At 61.7% G+C, this 20,635-nt stretch carries 18 protein-coding genes and 1 riboswitch; of the genes, 10 read left to right on the top strand and 8 right to left on the bottom strand.

Annotated features, from left to right (window positions below):
- Nucleotide 1: 1 nt before the first annotated feature.
- A complete protein-coding gene (locus GQF02_RS07940; RefSeq protein WP_160796208.1) occupies nt 2–592 on the top strand; it encodes a phosphatase PAP2 family protein in 591 nt (196 codons plus the stop codon).
- Nucleotides 589–975 (top strand): diacylglycerol kinase, encoded by a 387-nt coding sequence (locus GQF02_RS07935; protein ID WP_124735824.1) that lies wholly within the window; start codon nt 589–591, stop codon nt 973–975. Before GQF02_RS07940 ends, GQF02_RS07935 begins: the two co-directional genes overlap by 4 nt.
- A gap of 68 nt (nt 976–1,043) precedes the next feature.
- On the opposite strand, the gene GQF02_RS07930 is transcribed toward GQF02_RS07935, so the two are convergent.
- Together GQF02_RS07930 and htpX are read right to left on the bottom strand one after the other, a co-directional pair.
- On the bottom strand, nt 1,044–2,015 hold the full coding sequence (locus tag GQF02_RS07930; protein ID WP_235930112.1) for a TerC family protein: 972 nt from the start codon (nt 2,013–2,015) through the stop codon (nt 1,044–1,046).
- Between the two features lie 46 nt (nt 2,016–2,061).
- Nucleotides 2,062–2,940 carry a protease HtpX gene (htpX, locus tag GQF02_RS07925; RefSeq protein WP_160796204.1) on the bottom strand — a complete coding sequence of 293 codons (879 nt, stop codon included), beginning with the start codon at nt 2,938–2,940 and terminating at the stop codon, nt 2,062–2,064.
- Between the two features lie 138 nt (nt 2,941–3,078).
- Between htpX and GQF02_RS07920 the strand changes: the two genes are divergently transcribed.
- From GQF02_RS07920 to GQF02_RS07900, 5 genes are all read left to right on the top strand, one after another.
- Entirely contained in the window at nt 3,079–3,972 is an 894-nt protein-coding gene (locus tag GQF02_RS07920; RefSeq protein WP_160796202.1) for a LysR family transcriptional regulator, read from the top strand.
- Nucleotides 3,973–3,982: 10 nt separating this feature from the next.
- Nucleotides 3,983–4,747 (top strand): pseudouridine synthase, encoded by a 765-nt coding sequence (locus GQF02_RS07915; protein ID WP_160796200.1) that lies wholly within the window; start codon nt 3,983–3,985, stop codon nt 4,745–4,747.
- Between the two features lie 18 nt (nt 4,748–4,765).
- Nucleotides 4,766–5,614: a 23S rRNA (adenine(2030)-N(6))-methyltransferase RlmJ gene (locus GQF02_RS07910; RefSeq protein WP_124735819.1), complete on the top strand. Its 849-nt coding sequence runs from the start codon at nt 4,766–4,768 to the stop codon at nt 5,612–5,614.
- Between the two features lie 365 nt (nt 5,615–5,979).
- The gene (locus GQF02_RS07905; RefSeq protein ID WP_160796198.1) at nt 5,980–8,172 is read left to right on the top strand and encodes a patatin-like phospholipase family protein; all 2,193 of its coding nucleotides are present in this window, start codon (nt 5,980–5,982) and stop codon (nt 8,170–8,172) included.
- A gap of 264 nt (nt 8,173–8,436) precedes the next feature.
- On the top strand, nt 8,437–9,126 hold the full coding sequence (locus GQF02_RS07900) for a DUF3313 domain-containing protein (protein ID WP_160796196.1): 690 nt from the start codon (nt 8,437–8,439) through the stop codon (nt 9,124–9,126).
- 23 nt (nt 9,127–9,149) lie between these two features.
- Here GQF02_RS07900 and GQF02_RS07895 read toward each other — a convergent pair whose 3' ends face one another.
- The 6 genes from GQF02_RS07895 to GQF02_RS07870 all read right to left on the bottom strand — a co-directional run bounded on the left by GQF02_RS07895 (nt 9,150) and on the right by GQF02_RS07870 (nt 15,466).
- Nucleotides 9,150–10,157 carry a thiamine phosphate synthase gene (locus GQF02_RS07895; protein ID WP_160796194.1) on the bottom strand — a complete coding sequence of 336 codons (1,008 nt, stop codon included), beginning with the start codon at nt 10,155–10,157 and terminating at the stop codon, nt 9,150–9,152.
- A 2-nt stretch (nt 10,158–10,159) separates the two neighbouring features.
- Entirely contained in the window at nt 10,160–10,951 is a 792-nt protein-coding gene (locus GQF02_RS07890) for a thiazole synthase (RefSeq protein ID WP_160796192.1), read from the bottom strand.
- Nucleotides 10,952–11,170, bottom strand: coding sequence for a sulfur carrier protein ThiS (thiS, locus tag GQF02_RS07885; protein ID WP_160796190.1), 219 nt, complete (start codon nt 11,168–11,170; stop codon nt 10,952–10,954).
- 11 nt (nt 11,171–11,181) lie between these two features.
- Nucleotides 11,182–12,240: an FAD-dependent oxidoreductase gene (locus GQF02_RS07880; protein ID WP_160796188.1), complete on the bottom strand. Its 1,059-nt coding sequence runs from the start codon at nt 12,238–12,240 to the stop codon at nt 11,182–11,184.
- A 3-nt stretch (nt 12,241–12,243) separates the two neighbouring features.
- Nucleotides 12,244–14,112, bottom strand: coding sequence for a phosphomethylpyrimidine synthase ThiC (thiC, locus tag GQF02_RS07875; RefSeq protein WP_124735812.1), 1,869 nt, complete (start codon nt 14,110–14,112; stop codon nt 12,244–12,246).
- A gap of 121 nt (nt 14,113–14,233) precedes the next feature.
- Nucleotides 14,234–14,342: riboswitch (TPP riboswitch) on the bottom strand.
- Nucleotides 14,343–14,383: 41 nt separating this feature from the next.
- Nucleotides 14,384–15,466: a mechanosensitive ion channel family protein gene (locus GQF02_RS07870; protein ID WP_328698603.1), complete on the bottom strand. Its 1,083-nt coding sequence runs from the start codon at nt 15,464–15,466 to the stop codon at nt 14,384–14,386.
- Between the two features lie 509 nt (nt 15,467–15,975).
- On the opposite strand from GQF02_RS07870, the gene GQF02_RS07865 reads away from it, so the two are divergent.
- From GQF02_RS07865 to GQF02_RS07855, 3 genes are all read left to right on the top strand, one after another.
- Complete coding sequence (locus GQF02_RS07865; RefSeq protein ID WP_160796186.1) at nt 15,976–18,786, top strand: ribonucleoside-diphosphate reductase subunit alpha; 2,811 nt, start codon at nt 15,976–15,978, stop codon at nt 18,784–18,786.
- A 170-nt stretch (nt 18,787–18,956) separates the two neighbouring features.
- On the top strand, nt 18,957–19,532 hold the full coding sequence (locus tag GQF02_RS07860) for a DUF2057 domain-containing protein (RefSeq protein WP_160796184.1): 576 nt from the start codon (nt 18,957–18,959) through the stop codon (nt 19,530–19,532).
- Nucleotides 19,529–20,611, top strand: coding sequence for a ribonucleotide-diphosphate reductase subunit beta (locus GQF02_RS07855; protein WP_268891006.1), 1,083 nt, complete (start codon nt 19,529–19,531; stop codon nt 20,609–20,611). Before GQF02_RS07860 ends, GQF02_RS07855 begins: the two co-directional genes overlap by 4 nt.
- The last annotated feature ends 24 nt before the right edge of the window (nt 20,612–20,635 follow it).

Here is a 20,635-nt window from a genome sequence, read left to right as displayed (position 1 = left end):
CATGCCCCTTCCTCCGATAGGCAGCTGGCTTTGCTGGCTGGCCATGCTAGCGCTGGTTACAACACTGGGCCTTGCCAGTCGCGGCGCTTATAGCGACACGGCCATACTGGCGCTTCTGGCCCAACAGCGCACCCCGGCGCTCGACCTGTTCTGGCGCGGCATCACCCATCTGGGTTCGCTCTGGCTGCTCTTGCCGGCCAGCGGCCTGTTGCTGGCATTGCCGGCTACGCGTACCACCGGCACCCTGACGCTGGCCTCTCTCGTCGGTGCCAGCCTATGGTGCAATGCGCTGAAATGGCTATTTGACCGGCCACGGCCACCGTTTGCCATTATCGACCCGATGCCGGTCGGCGCGTCTTTTCCCAGCGCACACAGCGCCCAGATTTTTGCTTTCGTACTTGCCCTGCTATGGAGTACGCGCCATCATCCGGCCTCTCCGCTTCTGGCCATCGCTTTGCTAGCGATGGCCAGTCTGGTTGCCGTTTCCCGCCTTTACCTGCAAGTACACTACCCCAGCGATGTGCTGGCAGGGTCTTTACTGGCCTTGCTCTGGTGCGCCGGGCTTATTCACTGGATAGGAAAAACAATATGAGAAACAAATTCCTCGGCACCGGCACTCCCGGCTACAGCCCGCTACGCAAGATACGCACCGTGATGGAGGGTCTGAGCTATGCCGTACGCTACGACTTCAGCGTGGCCTACAAGCTGGTGCTGTCCGCCATCGTTCTGCTGCTGTCCATTGTTTTGCGTGACTGGATGGACAGCGTATTCGTCATTGCCGCCACCGCTTTTGTCTTGACGGCCGAGTTGCTCAATAGCGCCATCGAGGCACTGTGCGACTTTATCGAAACTGAACATAACGAAAAGATCAAAGCCATCAAAGATATTGCCGCCGCTGCGGTTGGTGTAGCGATCTTCACCTGGTTTATCGTGCTGGGAGTCGAATGCTGGGAAATGTGGCGCGCCTGGTATTAGACAAAAAAACGGGGTACCTCCTGCAGGAGGCACCCCGATAAAAGCGCCGTTACCAGCGCTGGAGGGAATTAAACGTTTTGCGGATCGTTGCGCGTTTTCCACAAGGAGAACACGACACCGCCTATCAGTAGCGCCAGCGTCACACCCAGCGACAGCGGAGTCGGAATCTTCATTGCGATCAGGCCGATCTGGTTGAAATACACCAGCGCAACCTTCACACCGATAAACACCAGCACCAGCGACAACGCGTATTTCAGGTAATGGAAGCGGTGCACCATCGCCGACAGGGCGAAATACAGCGCGCGCAGACCCAGAATTGCGAAAATATTCGAGGTGTAGACAATGAACGGGTCTTGCGTAATCGCGAAGATGGCCGGGATGCTGTCTACCGCAAACACCAGGTCTGCACTTTCCACCAGAATCAGGGTCAGAAACAGCGGCGTCGCCCACCAGCCCTTGCTCATGCCGTGCTCTTCACCGCGCACCCAGAACTTCTCGCCGTGCAGGGTCGGGGTAAAGCGCATATGGCGGCGCAACCACTGGTACAGCTTGTTGTCGTCGATATGCGGGTGTGCATCATCGGACACCAGCATCTTGATGCCGGTAAAGATCAGGAATACGCCAAACACCACCAGCACCCACTGATACTGCGCTACCAGCACAGCACCCAGACCAATCATGATCGCGCGCAGGATCAGCACGCCCAGAATCCCCCAGAACAGTACGCGGTGCTGATAAATGCGCGGCACGGCCAGACTGGTAAAGATCAGCGAGATCACGAACACGTTGTCCATGGACAGCGATTTTTCCACCAGATAGCCGGTGATATACGCCATGCCGGCATCGCTGCCCTTGTACCACCAGATCCAGGCACCGAAGGCCAGACCCATGGCGATATAGAACGCCGACAGCTTCAGGCTTTCGGCCACGCCGATTTCATGCTGGTCTTTTTGTAAGACACCCAGATCGAACGCCAGCAGCGCCGCAACCACGCCCATAAACATCAACCACACCCAGATGGGGTAGCCTACAAACAACATCGAAAACCATTCCACAGCAAGCATCCTTATTGGTGATTGTTATTGCTTAGCGTGCACCCAGTGCAGCCAGTCGCGCTTCAATACTAGGATGGGAGGCAAACATCGCCATCAGGCCGCCACCACCACCGGCGATACCGGAAGCCGCCATATTCTGCGGCAGAGCACCCGGCTCGATACCGCCCAGACGGCGCAGCGCAGCCGCCATCGGAGCCGGACTGCCCATCAGACGGGCGGCACCGGCATCGGCGCGGAATTCGCGCTGGCGCGAGAACCAGGCCACAATCACAGAGGCCAGAATGCCGAACACGATTTCACATACGATCACGGTGATGAAGTAGCCGATGCCGGTACCGGACGACTCTTCATCGTTCTTGCGCAGGAAACTATCGACCAGATAGCCGACCACGCGGGCAAGGAAGAACACGAAGGTGTTGACCACGCCCTGAATCAGCGTCAGCGTCACCATGTCGCCATTGGCAATGTGGGCGACCTCGTGCGCCAGCACCGCCTCGACTTCCTCGTGCGTCATGCTGGACAACAGGCCGGTGGACACCGCCACCAGCGAACTGTTTTTGGTCGCGCCGGTGGCGAAAGCATTCGGTGCGCCTTCGTAAATGGCGACTTCCGGCATGGCAATGCCGGCGCGGTCGGCCAGCGATGCAACCTTGCCCACCAGCCAGCGCTCGGTTTCATTGGCCGGCTGGGTAATCACCTGCGCACGGGTCGACCATTTGGCGATGGTCTTGGACATGGCCAGCGAGATAAAGGCGCCACCAAAACCCATCAGCGCGGAAAAGCCGAGCAAAGTGGTCAGGTTCAGGCCGTTGCCGGTCATAAAGCGGTTCAGACCCAGCAGTTGTGCCGCGACACTCAGCACCAGCATCACGGCAATGTTGGTGGCGATCAGCAAGAACACGCGTTTCATGTTTTTTTCCCTCTTGTTTTTTTGTCAGAACAGCGACTGGCCCAAAGCGCAGCACACTCACTGTCGTCATAGTAGCGCATTCTATTTAATGATAAAATCGGACAATTACTGATTAATCATCCTGTTTTTTCGAAGCATATGCGAGCAGAACTGAACTACAAGCATCTGCGCTACTTCTGGGCAGTGGCACGTGAAGGCAGCGTCACCCGCGCCGCCGAACGTCTGGGCATGAGCGTACAAACGGTCAGCGGCCAGATCTCGCGCCTGGAACAGGCCTTTGGTCAGGCGCTATTCAACCAGCAGGGGCGCAATCTGGTGCTGACCGAAGCCGGCCGTGCCGCGCTGTCCTACGCCGAACGTATTTTTCTGCTCGGCGAAGAGCTCAGCGACATCTTGCGTGACGATGCACTGGACAAGACCATACGCCTGACCGCCGGCATCTCCGATGTAGTACCCAAGACCGTCAGCTACCATCTGCTGGAGCCCGCGCTGCATATGGAGGAGCGGGTACGTCTGGTATGCCGCGAAGCGGGCTTTGACGAACTATTGACCGAACTGACCCTGCACCGGCTCGATGTGGTGCTGGCCGACCGGCCGGCGATGAGCACCCAGTCGCAGTTCGAGTCCCATCTGCTGTCGCGCTGCCCGGTCAATATCTACGGCACATACGATTTATGCGGGCAATACCGTGACGGTTTTCCGCACAGCCTGGCCGGTGCCCCCCTGCTCTTGCCGACGCGCGACAATATCCTGCGCGGGCAAGTGGAAAACTGGCTGGAAACGCTGAATATCCGCGTGCGGGTGGTGGGAGAATTTGAAGACGGCGCCCTGCTCAAGACCTTTGGCGGCCAGGGCTTCGGCCTGTTTCCGGCGCCTTCTTTTGCCAGCGCCGACATCACCGGCCATTTTGCCGTCGACATTGTCGGGGCCATCGATGGCGTATTCGAACACTACTGGGCCATCGCCAACCGTAAAAAACTGCAACACCGAGCGGTCGAGGCCATTTGCAGCGCCGCCCGCCACGCATCATGAAAGAAAACCAGTGCTGAATATTCTCTATAGAGACGAGCGCATGATCGTCATCGACAAGCCCTCAGGCCTGATTGTGCACCGCTCGGTGCTCGACTGGCACGAAACGCGCTTTGCCCTGCAACTGTTGCGCGACCAGATCGGCCAGCATGTCTATGCAGTACACCGGCTGGACAAGGGCACCTCCGGTGTACTGGTGTTTGCACTGGACAAGGACGCCGCACGCAGCCTGTCGCAAGCCTTCGAAGCGCAAGACATGGACAAGCGCTATCTGGCCGTCGTGCGCGGCTGGCCGGCCGAATCCGGCCGCATCGACCATGCGCTGTCGCGCCGTTACGATGACGCGGAAAAGCGCCATGACCTGGCGCGCGGCGAAGCACAGGCGGCAGTAACCGATTTTCAGCGTCTGGCAACCATAGAATTGCCGGTCATGGTCGAGCGTTATCCGGTGAGCCGCTATGCACTGATGCAGCTCACGCCGCACAGCGGGCGCCGCCACCAGTTGCGCCGCCATATGAAGCATATCGCCCACCCCATCATCGGTGACTCGACCTTCGGCAAGGGGGTACACAACCGCTACTTTGCCGAACACTTAGGCGCTGCACGCATGCTGCTGCATTGCAGTGCGCTGACCCTGCCCCACCCCGACGATGGCCATCTGCTGCAATTGCACGCCCCGCTTAGCGGCGAATTTGCCCATCTCGTCAAGCGCATGAACTGGCAAGACAGTCTGGGCACAGGCAGCATTAAGCCTGCTGCGCTACAATCCGAACCCTGAAAATACAAGACACCCGCCATGCTCAGTTACCGCCACGGCTTTCACGCCGGCAACCACGCCGATGTGCTCAAGCACCTGATAGAAGTTGCCCTGATCGATTACCTGGGGCAAAAAGGCACACCCTTCTGGTATATCGACACCCATGCCGGTGCCGGCGTCTACTCGCTGACCGAAGGCTTTGCCGCCAAGAATGCCGAATACCAGAGCGGCATCGCCCGCTTGTGGGAACGCACCGACCTGCCCGAGGCGCTGGCTCGCTATGTCGATCTGGTGCGCGTGCTTAACCCCGACGGCAAGCTTGCGCTCTATCCCGGCTCGCCGTGGTTTGCCGCCGAAGCCATGAGCCGCAGCGACAAACTGCGCCTGTTCGAACTGCACCCGACCGACGCCCCCATTCTGGCCGAGAATTTTGCCGAACAGGGGCGACGCGTGCATGTCAAGCAAGGCGACGGCTTTGAAGGCATCAAGGCTATTTTGCCGCCGCCACCGCGCCGTGCGCTGATGCTGATCGATCCGCCTTATGAAGACAAACGCGACTACCAGCATGTGGTGGGTGCCCTCAAGGAAGCCCTGAAACGCTTTTCGACCGGGGTCTACGCGGTGTGGTATCCCTGTTTGTCGCGGCGCGAAATCGGCGACATGCTGGAGGCGATGAAAAAACTGCCGGCCAAAAACTGGCTGCATGTGCGACTGGATGTGCAGTCCCCGTCGGCAGACGGATTCGGCATGCACGGCAGCGGCATGTTCATCCTCAATGCCCCGTGGACACTGCCGGCCATGCTCAAAGACGTGATGCCCTATCTGGTGGCAACACTGGGACAGGACAGGGGCGCACGCTATACGCTGGAGCAAGGCGGCGACTTGTAAGGCCATGTCCCGCTTGCATGCTGGCAACAGCCCGACCCGGGGCTAATGTGATGGCCAGCCTGAATTCAACAGCCCGGCAGGCTACGCTTGCCGGGCTGTTGCCTATACGGACGGGCAAAGAGTCAGTGGCGACAAGTCCCTTGCAAACCCAAGCCCCCTCCTAAGTCCCGCGACACCTGACGGCGCATGCGCTGCTTCCATCACCAGCACCAAGCACCAACACGCCATTGGAACATCGCCTTTTTACTGCCGGTGGCGGATATGGCGCGCCCCTGCGCCAGTCATCGTCGAAATATGCGCAAAAATTCTCATAGGTTAAATAATGTAATTATTGTGTGACAAAAAACTAAGCAGAGTGCCCGCCTATGCCGACAGGACGAATTCCGACTTCCATGCTGTGGCTGTCTTGCTGCATCAGCCTAGCCCTGGCACCTCTTGCGCAGGCCGAGGCCCCTCCGCCACGCATCGGTCTGGTGCTAGGCGGAGGCGGCGCACGCGGAGCCGCGCATCTGGGTGTACTCGAAGTACTGGAGCGCCTGCGCGTGCCGGTCGACTGCATCGCAGGCACCAGCATGGGCGCACTGGTGGCCGGGGCCTATGCCTCCGGCGTGACACCCCAGACAATGAAAAACGAAATGGCTGCGGCCAACTGGAGCGACATGTTCCAGGACAATCCGACCTTTTCCGAGCTTTCCTACCGTAACAAGCGCATCTCGCAGCGCTTTTTGCCCGGCTCGGAAACCGGCATCAAGGAAGATGGCCTGCAATACCAGTCCGGGGTGGTCGCCGGGCAGAAGATCAAGCTGTTTTTCAATCAGCTGGTGCATGCCGATCGGGGTGAGCCGCAGATCCAGTCTCTGCCCCTGCCCCTGTCCATTATCGCGACCGATATCGGCACCGGCAGCCGGGTGGTACTGCGCGAAGGCAGCCTGACCCAGGCCATGCGCGCCAGCATGTCAGTACCCGGACTGATGACGCCGGTACAGCTAGACGGCCACAAGCTGGTCGATGGCGGGCTGGTCGATAACGTGCCCATCGCCGAAGTACGCGAGCGCTGCCAGCCCGATGTGGTAATTGCGGTGAATGTGGGCTCGCCCCTGCTCAAGCCGGACGAAATCAATTCCCTGCTGTCGGTCTCGGCACAGATGGTCAATATTCTCACCGAGCAGAATGTCAGCCGCTCGCTCGCAACACTCAAACCCGACGATATCTATATCCAGCCGGATCTGGAAGGCATCAGCGCAGGCGACTTTCCACGCAATGCGGAAACAGCCGAGCGTGGCCGGATCGCCACAGAGGCAGTGGCCGGAAAACTGGCCCGCTATTCGGTGAGCGAGGCGCGCTACCAGCAATGGCGCCAGCATCTGGAAGCCAAGTTACCGGCACTACCCCGCATTGATGAGGTGCAGGTGGCTGACATGACCCATGTCAACAAGGCAGTGGTGAGCCGCCATATCGAGCAGCAGCCGGGCAGCAGCGTAGCGCCGCAGCTGGGGCGTGACCTGCTCAGGGTCTACGGCGATGGTTTCTACGAGCATGTCGACTATTCCCTACTTGGCAGTCGGGACCGCACCATCTTGCGCATCACACCGGTCGAGAAAAGCTGGGGGCCGGATTACCTGCGCCTCGGGGTCAACCTTGAAAACACCTTCGACGGCAATGCCAGCTACAGCCTGCGCGCGGCTTACCACAAGACCTGGATGAACAATCTGGGCGCGGAAATGATTGCCTTCACCGAAATCGGTAACCGCAATATGCTGGGCTTCGAGTTCTACCAGCCGCTGGATGAGCGTCAGCGCTTCTTCGTCGAGCCAATGGCAAGCTACAGCGACGAGCTGCGCAATTTCTACCAGGACAACCAGAAGCGGGCGGAATACCGGGTCAAAACTAGCCAGCTCAATCTGGGGGTGGGCGTCAATATCGGCTTGCTGGGTCAGGCGCGGCTGGGCTGGCGCGAGACCTGGCTGGATGCCGCGCTGGAAACGGGCACCCCCGAGCTTGGGAATAACAACCAGCACTTCGGCAGCGCCTATCTGGCACTGGACCTTGACCAGATGGATCGTCTCTACCTGCCGACCTCGGGCTGGGCCGCGCGACTGGCCTATTCCGACTCGCCCCAGCTGAACTACGGCAACCTCTCCGGCAGCCTGTCCGGCGCGACCCCGCTGGGGCCATTGATCGTGAGCGGAAAATTCAGGGCCAGCCAGACCTTGCATGGCAGCGTTCCGTTCTACGAGGCCTCAAAACTGGGCGGCTTCCTTAATCTGTCCGGTTATGCGCAGGATCAGCTGGTCGGTGACGATATGCGCTTTGCCCAGCTGCGGGCCGAAAAGATCATCGGCCAGCTGCCGCTGGGTTTACGCGGCGACATGCGCCTGGGGCTTGCGCTGGAAGGCGCCACCTTTGGTCGGCGCTTCAGCGAAAGCCAGCTTGAGGGTTGGCAGGCATCCGCCACGCTCTACCTGGGTGGAGAGACCCCGCTGGGGCCGGTGTATCTGGGCTATGGCCACGCAAAACAGGGGCCGAACGCCGTCTACCTCTTCCTTGGTACACCATAAGCACCCTCCCAGCGCCGCCCACTCTGTAAAGGGATGAGCGGCGCAGTTTTGCGTGTCGGCATGCGGCATTTTTGCGACAAAGCACAGCCGGCGGCGGGAATGGACGGGTTGCCAGACAACGAAGCTAAAAGACTCGCCACTTTCATCCTATATACATGAAGCATCCGTGCGGCAACGTCTGGCTTTCTTCAAGAGCCGGGCCGATGACACGAAAGCTCAGAACCAGGCGGATTCTGGATTTATCACAGCAATGAGGAGAGTGGCATGAAGAAAATGAAACAGGCCCTATTGGTCAGTCTGGTGGCGCTGGGTGCAGCTGCCTGCAGTACGACCGGAGGAATGTCCGATGGCGCATCGGTAGAGAATGCGCCGCGCTCGGGCTTTATTTCCAATTATTCGCAGCTCAAGCCCGAAGGGCGCAGCACGATGCGCTACATCAACCGCTCGGCCAACTGGAAGGCCTACAACAAGATCATGTTCGAGCCGGTGGCGGTCATCCTGTCCGACAACCCGGAATACAGCGTGAACAATCTTTCCCCTGCCACCAGCAAACGCATCGCTGACGGCATGCTCAACGCCATGAAGCAGGAAGTGGGGCAGGACTTTCAGCTGGTCAATACGCCGGGGCCGGACGTGATCCGGGTACGCAGTGCCATCACAGGCATCCAGGCGGTAGACCCGGCACTGACCCCGACCGACTTTATCCCGGTCAAGGCCATCTTCAATGCCGGACGCGCCGCCGCCGGCATGTCGCCGCGCGTGGTGGAGATCACGGGCGAGATGGAAATCCTCGACCCTAACAACCGCCAGATCGCCGCGGGCGTGGCGTCCCGCAAAGCGGATGAAAGCCTGCCCCAAGGCAAAAACATCACTTGGGACGATATGGATAAATTGATCAATAGCTGGGCCAAGCGCTTTCACAATGTTCTGCTGGATGCCAAGCGCGGCAGCTAAGCTAACGGCTGGGCGTTGACTCGTCAGGATGGCAGCGCCGGGTGTGGCCAGTCAGGCACCGGCGCCTGACTGCAGGGTGCCTTGACCAGCGCACCCTGCAAGGCCGCGATCGCACGCGGCATCGCCTCGGAGCTTTCGCCCAGTCCACGCACCACACACACCGCGGCCGGCCCCGCGCTTGCCGCCCAGCGCACATCTTGCGGTGTGAGCAGTCCGCCAATGGCGACGACCGGTGCGGGCGCATGCGCCACCCACCAGGCCAGATTGTCCAGCCCCTGCGCCTGCCACGGCATACTCTTGGTCGTAGTGGGCTTGACCGGGCCGCAGGCGATATAGCTGGCACCACAGCCGGCGGCGCGCGCCAGCTCCCACGGGCAATGGCTGGACAGGCCTAGCAACAGCCTGCCGCCTTGTGCGCGCAACGCGGCGAGCGCCGCCGATGGCAGCGCCACCAGATCCTCCTGCCCCAGATGCAGCCCCGGCCCATGCCCTTCCTGCGCACTGGCGAGCACTGCCCGCCAGTCATCGTTGATCAATAATTGCGCACCATAGTGCACAGCCAAGGCCTGCGCCTGCGCGGCTTCATCCGGATGCAGCGGGCGCTTGGCACGCAGTTGCACCAGACGCAGGCCGCAAGACAGCGCCATCTCCAGCCTTGCCAGATCCGGCACGATGCCGTAAATGCCATCCGCCACCGCAAACGGCGCAAAGCGCATGCCTTCGCACACCCAGGGCAGCGCCTCATCCAGCCCCAGCAGCGGCAAGCGCCCTCGCACCGCAAGTGAAGCCAGCACCGCCGCATCGGCCGCGCCATGTCCGGCCTGCTGCGCCAGCTTGAACGCGTCACGCAGCGCCGCCAGCTGCCCGCCCGCACCTGCGACCAGATAGCCGCTGGCCTCGGACGTCTGCAGCCAGTCCATGCCTTCTGCGGTATCGATCAGCCACAGCGCACCGCCCTGGCGCCGGGCCCATGCCGGCAGCGCCTCCCCGGCCGCCTGCTGCCGGGCCTCGTTCATATCCAGTAATTGCATGTTTATCCGATCAGGAAGGGCCGGCCGGTGACCGGGGTACTGGCTACCGCCATGGCTTGCGCGGCCATAATGCCGGCGCGGTAGCCGGCGCGGGCACCTGCCACCACCTGGCCAAAGGCCTGTGCCATCAGTACCGGGTCTCCTGCATGGGCGACCGCCGAATTAAGCAGTACCGCATCAAAGCCCAGCTCCATTGCCGCGGCGGCATGCGAGGGCGCTCCGATGCCGGCATCCACAATCAGCACCGCGTCCGGCAAACGCTCGCGCAGGGTACGCAAGGCCCAGGGGTTGAGCAGCCCCTGCCCCGAGCCTATCGGCGCGCCCCAGGGCATCAGCACTTCGCAACCGGCATCCAGCAGGCGCTGACAGGACACCAGATCGTCGGTGCAGTAGGGGAACACCTGGAAACCTTCCGCGATCAGGGTGCTAGCCGCCTCCAGCAGTTGCCACGGATCGGGCTGCAGCGTGTATTCGTCACCGACCACCTCCAGCTTGATCCAGCGCGTGTCGTAGAGTTCGCGCGCCATGCGCGCAAGCTGGATCGCTTCGCGCGCGCTGCGGCAGCCGGCGGTATTGGGTAATAGATGGGCACCTTGCGCGCGCAGCGTCTGCAGCACGCCTTGCAAAAAGCCGTTGTCGCCGTCGCCGGCCAGGGTACGCTTGAGTCCGACCGTTACCACCTGGGTGCAGGAGGCGACAATCGCCGCCGCGAGCACGCTGGGCGAGGGGTAGCCGGCGGTGCCGAGCAAAAGCCGGCTATCAAGGGGCGTGCCGTACAGGTTCAGGGTGTCCATTCAGCCTCCGACGATGGGCATAAACAGGGTGATCTCGTCGCCTTCGGCCAGCTGGCAGGCGCTGCGTGCCGAGCGGGCGACAAATTCGCCATTGCGCGCACTGGCCATGCTGTCGGCGGCGATATCTCGGGATTCCAGCAATGCCGCCAGCGAACTACTGCTGGCGACTTCGAGCGCCTCGCCATTGAGGTGCACGGTAATTTGATCGGGTTTCATCATGTCCTTTGTGTTTACAGTCCGGCCGCCGCGATCGCGTCGTCGACCAGGGCCGGCGCCATCAGCCAGCCATGGCGGAACAGGCCGTTGAGTCGGATCAGGCCCGGCTCGATATCAGTCTGCGGCAGGTTGTCGGGCAAGGCCGGGCGCAGATTGGTTTCCAGATGCAGGATGCGCGCCTCGGCCAGCGACGGCATGGCGCTGTGCGCGGCGGCCATCAGCTCGACCGCACTTCTGAGGCTGACCGGCGAGCGGTCGGCGCTTTCGATTTCACTGGCGCCCACCACGATCACATCGCCCGGGCGCGGCACCATATACACGCGGTGGCGCGGATGCATCAGGCGCATCGGCCGCTGAAGAGCCACGCCGGGCGCGTGCAGCCACACGACTTCGCCGCGCACGCCGCGTAGTGGCAGCGCATCCTTCGCCCCCAGGCCACGGGCGTCGATCACCCAGTCAAACGCCAGCTTGTCGCCATCAGCCAGCGTCAGCCGGCCCGGCGCCAACTGGCTGACCCGCGAGTTCCAGCACCAGACAGCCTCGCTTGCCGCCACCAGCGCCGGCAGCAGCGCATAGGGAAACACCTGCCCTTCGCCGGCCAGCAGCCAGCCGCGCAGGCCAGGCGCGAGCTCGGGTTCCAGCGCGCCAAGCTCGGCCGCCGACAGCGCCTGCGGTGCGGCCAGATCCGCGACCAGTTGCGGTGCAACCTCCAGCCGGGCGAGCACGCGCGCAGCCGACCCCGCATCCGAGGGGTGGGCCAGCAGCAAGGAGCCCGCACAGCGCAAATAGGTGTCCGGCCGCGTCCCCAATTGCGCCGCCAGCGCTGCCGCCACTTGCTGCCACAAAGGCAGCGAGCGCGCGCCCAGCTGCGCCACCTCGGCCGGAGCATGTTCCAGTTCGGCCAGCGGGCTGAGCATCCCTGCTGCGGTAAAGCCGGCGGCGCCTTGCCCGTCGCCCGCAGGCTCGGGGCCGCTGGCCGGATCGAATACCGTGACCCTGTGCCCGCGCAAAGCTAACTGGTAGGCCAGCAGCCGGCCGGCGACACCCGCGCCGGCAATGCCTATGCTTGCCATGGCTCAGGCCTTTTCAATCGGGATGTACAGCTGGCGCCCCGCGTCCTCGTAACGCTGCGACTCGCCTTCCATTCCGCGCGCCAGCGCCTCTTCGTCGCTGACACCCAGGGTGGCGGCGTAGTCGCGCACCTCCTGCGTGATCTTCATCGAGCAGAATTTCGGCCCGCACATGCTGCAAAAGTGCGCGGTCTTGGCGCCTTCGGCCGGCAAGGTGGCGTCGTGATAGGCGCGCGCGGTGTCCGGGTCGAGCGCCAGCGCGAACTGGTCTTCCCAGCGGAACTCGAAGCGGGCACGGCTCATCGCGTCGTCGTGCGCGCGCGCGCCGGGGTGGCCCTTGGCCACATCGGCCGCATGCGCGGCGATGCGGTAGGCAATCAGGCCCTGCTTCACGTCGTCGCGATCAGGCAGGCCCAGGTGTTCCTTGGGCGTCACGTAGCAGAGCATGGACGTGCCCATCCAGCCTATCATCGCCGCGCCGATGCCCGAGGCGATATGGTCGTAGCCGGGCGACACATCGATGGTCAGCGGCCCCAGCGTATAGAACGGCGCCTCGGCGCAGGTGGCCAGCTGCTCGTCCATATTGGCCTGGATCATATGCATGGGCACATGGCCCGGGCCTTCGATCAGGGTCTGCACATCGTGCTTCCACGCCACCTGAGTCAGCTCGCCCAGGGTGCGCAGCTCGGCAAACTGCGCCGCGTCATTGGCGTCCGACAGCGAGCCGGGGCGCAGGCCATCACCGAGCGAGAAGGTCACGTCGTAGGCCTTCATGATGTCGCAGATGTCTTCGAAATGGGTGTAGAGGAAATTTTCGCGGTGGTGGGAAATGCACCATTTGGCGAGGATGGAGCCGCCGCGCGAAACGATGCCGGTACGGCGGCGCGCGGTCAGCGGCACATAGGCCAGACGCAATCCGGCGTGGATGGTGAAGTAGTCGACGCCCTGCTCGGCCTGTTCGATCAGCGTATCGCGGAAAATCTCCCAGCTCAGATCCTCGGCGATGCCACCAACCTTTTCCAGCGCCTGATAGATGGGCACGGTGCCAATGGGCACCGGCGAATTGCGCACGATCCAGTCACGCGTGGTGTGGATATGGCGTCCGGTAGACAGATCCATCACCGTGTCCGCACCCCAGCGCGTTGACCACACCAGCTTCTCCACTTCTTCCTCGATGCCGGAAGTGACCGCCGAGTTGCCGATATTGGCATTGATCTTGACCTTGAACGCACGCCCGATTGCCATCGGCTCCAGCTCGGGATGGTTGATATTGGCCGGGATCACTGCGCGTCCGCGCGCGACCTCGTCGCGTACCATCTCCGGCGTGATCTCGCGCGCCATGGCAAAGCCCAGCGCATTGCCGGCCAGACGCGCCTCGCGCTCGGCGTCGCCCAAGTACTCGCGCATCCACTCGCGCTTGCCGTTCTCGCGCAGCGCCACGTACTCCATCTCGGGGGTGATGATGCCGCGCCGCGCGTAATGCATCTGGGTGACGTTGACACCGCCCCTGGCACGGCGCGGGGTGCGCTGCAGACCGGCGGAGAGTTCGCGCAGGCGCGCAAGCGAGGCTTCGTCGCGCGAGCCATCGTCGCGCGCATCGGCGATACGCCCGGCGTAAGGCTCGGTGTCGCCGCGCGCCGCTATCCACGGCGCGCGCATGGCGGCAAGGCCCTGGCGCACATCAATGCTGGCAGCCGGGTCGGTGTAAGGACCGGAAGTATCGTAAAGGGCGATGTTTTCGCCGTTGGAGAGTGCGATTTCGCGCAGCGGCACGCGGATATCAGGCTGGCTGCCGGTGGTGTAAACCTTGCTGGATGCGGGAAGCGGCTCGCAAGTGGCGGCGAGCATGGCGGTAAAGCGGTCGGGTGCGTTCATTGAGGCCTCGGCTACGTTGTTGTCAACGCTCCGGAGGCAGGCAAAACAACTGTGCGAAAGAGACGTGCTTGCAGTCAGGCCGTTACGAATCCGCGCCGGCAGCACGCCTTGAGGGGCGGCCACCAACAGTCATTGCTCTTCTTACGCCGGTATTATCCGGATCAAGTCCATCGGGTTCGGTATTCACCATCTCAGCTGGGCCTTGCGGCCCGGCACCCCGGAGCGATGCCGCATTGTGAGCGCCCCAAGGCATGCCAGTCAAATATTAACTTCAGGCCAGCGGCAAACCCGCCCCCGTCCCTTCCACATACAGCGTACGGCTGGGGAAGGCAAAATCGGCGCCGCAGGCATGCACGATATCGACAATCTTCAGATACACATCCTGCTGCGCGGCCAGCCAAGGCTCCCATGACGTAGTGCGGGTAAAGCAATACACCATGAAACTGATCGACGACTCGCCGAACTGGTTGAAATACACCAGCAAGGTATCGTTCTGGTCGATGGCCGGATGGGCGCGCAGCATGGCGCGCACCTTGTCCACCACCTCGGCCATACGCCCGGCATCCTCGTAGCGCAGGCCGATATTGACCAGAATGCGGCGGTTTTTCATCCGCTGCGGATTGACCACGCCGATGCTGGAAAAAATGGAATTGGGGATATACATCGGCCGGTTGTCGAAAGTCAGGATGCGCGTCAGGCGCCAGCCGATATGCTCGACCGTGCCGTCGATATTGCGGTCGGGCGAGCTGACCCAGTCGCCGACCTTGAACGGCTTGTCGATGAAGATCATCAGGCCGCCAAAGAAATTGGCCAGAATATCCTTGGCGGCAAAACCGACCACCAGACCGCCGGCGCCGCCAAAGGCCAGCAAGCCGGACAGGCTCATACCGAAAGACTGGCCCACTGCCAGAAACACCACGACCAGCGTGATCACCTTGAATAGCATCGATAGCGCATTCGCGGTGGTCGTGTCGTAGCCGTTTTCCAGATGCAGCCGTTCGGACGCATCGATAAAACGGAACGTCCCCCAGACCACGACCAGCGCCACGGCCACCATACGCAGCGGCCCAATCCATGGCGTCAGGGCCGGCCACAACTCGCGTCCCAATGTCTGCAGCAACAACGAAAAACCGATGATGGCAATGACCGCCATGATGGCGGGTGAACTGGAACGGATAAACGCGTGCAAAAGCGAGCGGCGCAAGCCCATCTCGCGCTCGGATGAATGGCGGGCGAACAGCATCCACGCCAGCTGGGCCAACAGGGTAAACAACAGTACCAGAGAGACCTCGCCCAGCCAGGGGTGGGTCGCGATTGTGTGCTCGAGTGCCTGGATAAATTCGGGTGTTTTCATCATCAGCCAAAAGAATGAACCGCCAGTGGCGGCAGATTTCCCCACTATGCCGCATCGGCCGGCTTTTTGCCGCTCAGGACATGCTGCGCCCCGCAGCAAAACATGCAATTTTTAAGTGGGCACTATAGTTTGATTAAAAAATTTCATGACTTTTAATGCAGCATCCAAACCACAACCACAAACTACTACATCTAGTGCGTGCATAGACATAAAACGCTGCATCCTTGTATTTAAAGGGATAGCACCGCACAAAATATCCACACCAGCAAAATGGCGTAAATTTTTTATTTTGCCGCAAGCCATATCTGGCGCGGATCACGCCATTCACGCACTTTGTCAAGACTTGCGAAGCCGCACCTTAGCCACTACCATTTGCGCCATAACGTATAAAAAACAGCATATATAGTATTAATCCGTACAACACGCCCAAGCCGTGCGATGGACAGCCAACGACTGCACACGGCAAGAAAACATCACAAAATTCAAATAAAACAGGATAAAAATCAAAAATGAAGACTTTTGACGGACAAACCGCCACCGAACTGGGGCGCGCCGCCGCACCGCAGGCTGACTTCAGCCAGTACAAGACCATCCGTCGCGGCGGCGCCGTGGTGGCGTTCGAACCGGTCAAGATCTCCATCGCCGTCACCAAGGCCTTTCTGGCGGTGCTCGGCCAACAGGGTGCCGCCTCGGCCAGCATCCGCGACAAGGTCGCCGGCCTGACCGAAATGATCATCGGCGCGCTGATGCGCAGAAAGCCCGAGGGCGGCGCGATCCATATCGAAGACATCCAGGACCAGGTCGAGCTGGCGCTGATGCGCTTTGGCGAACACGATGTCGCCCGCGCCTACGTGCTGTACCGCGAAGAACGCGCCAAGGAGCGCGCCGCGCGCGGCGAGGCGCTGCACCAGATCACCATCAATGTGCAAAAGAAAGACGGCCGCAAGCTGCCGCTGAATATCCCGGCACTGCGCGACACCATCCAGGCTGCCGCCACCGGCCTTGCCGGCATCGACGTCGACGCGCTACTGGCCGAGACGCTGAAAAACATCTACGACGGCGTGTCGGAAGAAGAAGTCGGCAAGTCGGCCATTCTGGCTTCGCGTGCCATGATCGAGCTGGACCCGGCCTACGACTATGTCACCGCCCGCCTGCTGCTGGACCAGCTGCGCGGCGAAGTGCTGGGCGAAGCGGTGAGTCAGGACGCGATGGCCGACGCCTACCCGCACGCTTTTGCCAGCGCCATCGCCCAAAATATCCGCGCCGAACTGCTGGACGAGCGTCTGGCCGAATTCGATCTGGCGCGCCTGGGTGCCGCGCTCAAGCCCGAGCGCGATCTCAAGTTCGGCTACCTCGGACTGCAGACGCTGGCCGACCGCTATTTCCTGCATATCGACGGCGTGCGCAGCGAACTGCCACAGGTCTTTTTCATGCGCGTGGCGATGGGGCTGGCGCTGAACGAAGTCGAGCGCGAAACGCGCGCCATCGAGTTCTACCAGGTGCTATCCAGCTTCGACTTCATGAGCTCGACGCCAACGCTGTTCAACGCCGGCAGCCGCCGCAGCCAGCTCTCCAGCTGCTACCTGACCACCATCGCCGACGACCTGGACGGCATCTACGAAGGCATCAAGGAAAACGCCCTGCTGTCCAAGTTTGCCGGCGGCCTGGGCAATGACTGGACCCCGGTGCGCGCGCTGGGCAGCCATATCAAGGGCACCAACGGCAAGAGCCAGGGCGTGGTGCCGTTCCTGAAGGTGGTGAACGACACCGCCGTGGCCGTCAACCAGGGCGGCAAGCGCAAGGGCGCGGTGTGCGCCTATCTGGAAACCTGGCACGCCGACATCGAGGAATTCCTCGAGCTGCGCAAGAACACCGGCGACGACCGCCGCCGCACCCACGACATGAACAGCGCCAACTGGATTCCCGACCTGTTCATGAAGCGGGTAATGGAAGGCGGCGAGTGGAGCCTGTTCAGCCCGTCCGAAGTGCCCGAACTGCACGAGTTGACCGGCGCCGCCTTCGAGGCGCGCTACACCGCGTACGAAGCGCTGGGGCGCGCCGGCAAGCTGCGCGTATTCAAGAGCCTGCCGGCACTGGTGCTGTGGCGCAAGATGCTGACCATGCTGTTCGAGACCGGCCACCCGTGGATCACTTTCAAGGACCCGTGCAACCTGCGCAGCCCGCAGCAGCATATGGGCGTGGTGCATAGCTCCAACCTGTGCACCGAGATCACGCTCAACACCAACGACGACGAGATCGCGGTGTGCAACCTGGGCTCGGTCAACCTGGCCGCGCACATGAAGGACGGCGCGCTGGACAGCGACAAGCTCAAGGCCACCATCTCGGTCGCCATGCGCATGCTCGACAACGTGATCGACATCAACTTCTACCCGGTGAAGAAGGCGCGCAACGCCAACCTCAAGCACCGCCCGGTTGGCCTGGGCATCATGGGCTACCAGGACTGCCTGCTGCAAATGCGCGTGCCATTCGCCAGCGACACGGCGGTACGCTTTGCCGACGAATCGATGGAACTGGTGGCCTACCACGCCTACTGGGCCTCGACCGAGCTTGCCGAAGAGCGCGGCCGCTACGCCAGCTACAAGGGCAGCCTGTGGGACCGCGGCATCCTGCCGCAAGACAGCATCAACCTGCTGGCGGCCGAGCGCGGCGGCTATCTGGAAATGGACCGCTCGGGCCGGCTGGACTGGAACCCGCTGCGCGAACGCATCGCCCGCTACGGCATGCGCAACTCCAACTGCCTGGCGATCGCGCCGACGGCGACCATCTCCAACATTATCGGCGTGTCGCCTTGCATCGAGCCGACCTACCAGAACCTGTTCGTCAAATCGAACCTGTCCGGCGAATTCACCGTCACCAACGAATACCTGGTGCGCGACCTGAAAGCCGCCGGGCTGTGGGATGAAGTAATGCTGGCCGACCTCAAATATTTCGACGGCAGCCTGGGGCGCATCGACCGCGTACCGGACGAGATGAAGGCGATCTACGCCACCGCGTTCGAGATCGACCCGGCATGGCTGGTGGAAGCCGCCAGCCGCCGCCAGAAGTGGATAGACCAGGCGCAGAGCCTGAACATCTACATGGCCGGCGCCTCGGGCAAGAAACTGGACGAACTGTACAAGCTGGCATGGGTACGCGGCCTGAAAACCACCTACTACCTGCGCACGCTGGCCGCGACCAGCGCCGAGAAGTCGACCGGCCGTGGCGGCGAACTGAACGCGGTCGCCGCCGCGCCACAGCCGCCGGCCACCGACGCCCAGTTCTGCAGCATCGACAACCCGGACTGCGAGGCCTGTCAGTGAGCGTGGTGCACGCTGGCGTAGGGTGGGTTAGCCGGCGCAAGCCGGCGTAACCCACCATCAGCGCTGCAAGCTTACGATGGCGCAAGGGGATGGGTTACGGCGTAAAACGCCTGCACCCATCCTACAGTTCAGGGATGCCGCAAGGCACCATCGATAGCGAAAGAGACACCATGCGTACCCTGTTGATCTTAAGCACTGCCAGCTTGCTGAGCGCCTGCAGCACCATGGCCGACAAACTGCAAGGCAGTCTCACCCCGCCGCCCGGTGACGGCTATGCCATCTTTTCACTGGTCGGCAAATCCAGCGAACCCGACCGCTCGTCGGCCAGCGTGAGCTGGAACAGCCTGGACAGCGCCTTGCAAGGCCGCGTCTACGCCAATATGGGCACCGATACCATCTTTGGTGAAAACGGCAATATGGCCGCCGGCAAACTGGCGCTGCTCACCCTGCCCCCCGGGCGTTACCAGCTCGCCACCGCCTATGGTTACTGGCCCTCCGGTCTTGGCCGTTTTGGCGATAGCGGCATCCAGATCCGCAGCTTCCCGCTGAACCTGCCGTTCAGCGTCGAAGCCGGCAAAGCCGTCTATCTGGGTGAAGTACTGCTGGAAATGGACTACCTGCCCACGGCCGAAATCCGTGACGCACAACAACGCGACTTTACCCATATGAAAAACGTGTGGAAGGTCAACAACCTGAACAGTGTCGTGCTCGCGCCATTCAAGCCCGAGACGATCAAACCCGATTGAAACGAAAGACACCCATGCTGAGTTTTGAAGACCCGATCGCTCCTGCCGCCTCCGCTACCCCTTCCAAGCGCATCAGCGCCAGCGACAAGCGCGTGATCAACGGCACCACCGACGTCAACCAGCTGGTGCCGTTCGCGCACAAATGGGCATGGGACAAGTATCTCGCGCAGTGCGCCAACCACTGGATGCCGCAGGAAGTGAACATGCAGCGCGACATCGAGCAATGGAAAACCGGCCAGCTGACCGAAGACGAAATGCGCATCGTCAAGCGCAACCTCGGTTTCTTCACCACCGCCGACAGCCTGGCCGCCAACAATATCGTGCTGGGCACCTACCGCCAGATCACCTCGCCCGAATGCCGCCAGTTCCTGCTGCGCCAGGCGTTTGACGAGGCGATCCACACCCACGCCTACCAGTACATCGTCGAGAGCCTGGGCCTGGACGAAGGCGAAGTGTTCGGTGCCTATCAGGAAGTCGCGTCCATCCGTGACAAGGACGAATTCCTGATCCCGTTCATCGACACCCTGTGCGACCCGGCATTCAAGACCGGCACGCTGGAAAACGACCAGCGCCTGCTCAAGAGCCTGATCGTGTTCGCCTGCATCATGGAAGGCCTGTTCTTCTACGTCGGCTTCGTGCAGATCCTGGCGCTGGGGCGGCAAAACAAGATGACCGGCGCCGCCGAGCAATACCAGTACATCCTGCGCGACGAATCGATGCACTGCAATTTCGGCATCGACATGATCAACCAGATCAAGCTGGAAAACCCGGCGCTATGGACCGAGCCTTTCAAGGCCGAACTGAATGCGCTGTTCCAGCGCGCAGTGGAACTGGAATACGCCTACGCCGAAGACACCATGCCGCGCGGCGTGCTCGGGCTCAACGCAGCCATGTTCAAGGAATACCTGCGCTTTATCGCCAACCGCCGCATGCAGCAGATCGGGCTGGAACCGCTTTTCCCCGGCGTCACCAACCCCTTCCCGTGGATGAGCGAAATGATAGACCTGAAAAAGGAAAAGAATTTCTTCGAGACGCGAGTGACGGAGTATCAGACGGGTGGCGCGTTGAGTTGGGATTGATTGTTCACAAATCTACCGCCGCAA

The organism is Craterilacuibacter sinensis, assembly GCF_009831765.1.
Taxonomy (GTDB): Bacteria; Pseudomonadota; Gammaproteobacteria; order Burkholderiales; family Chromobacteriaceae; genus Craterilacuibacter; species Craterilacuibacter sinensis.
Note: the sequence above shows the minus strand (reverse complement) of the source record. Positions and strands in the feature narration are given on the sequence as shown.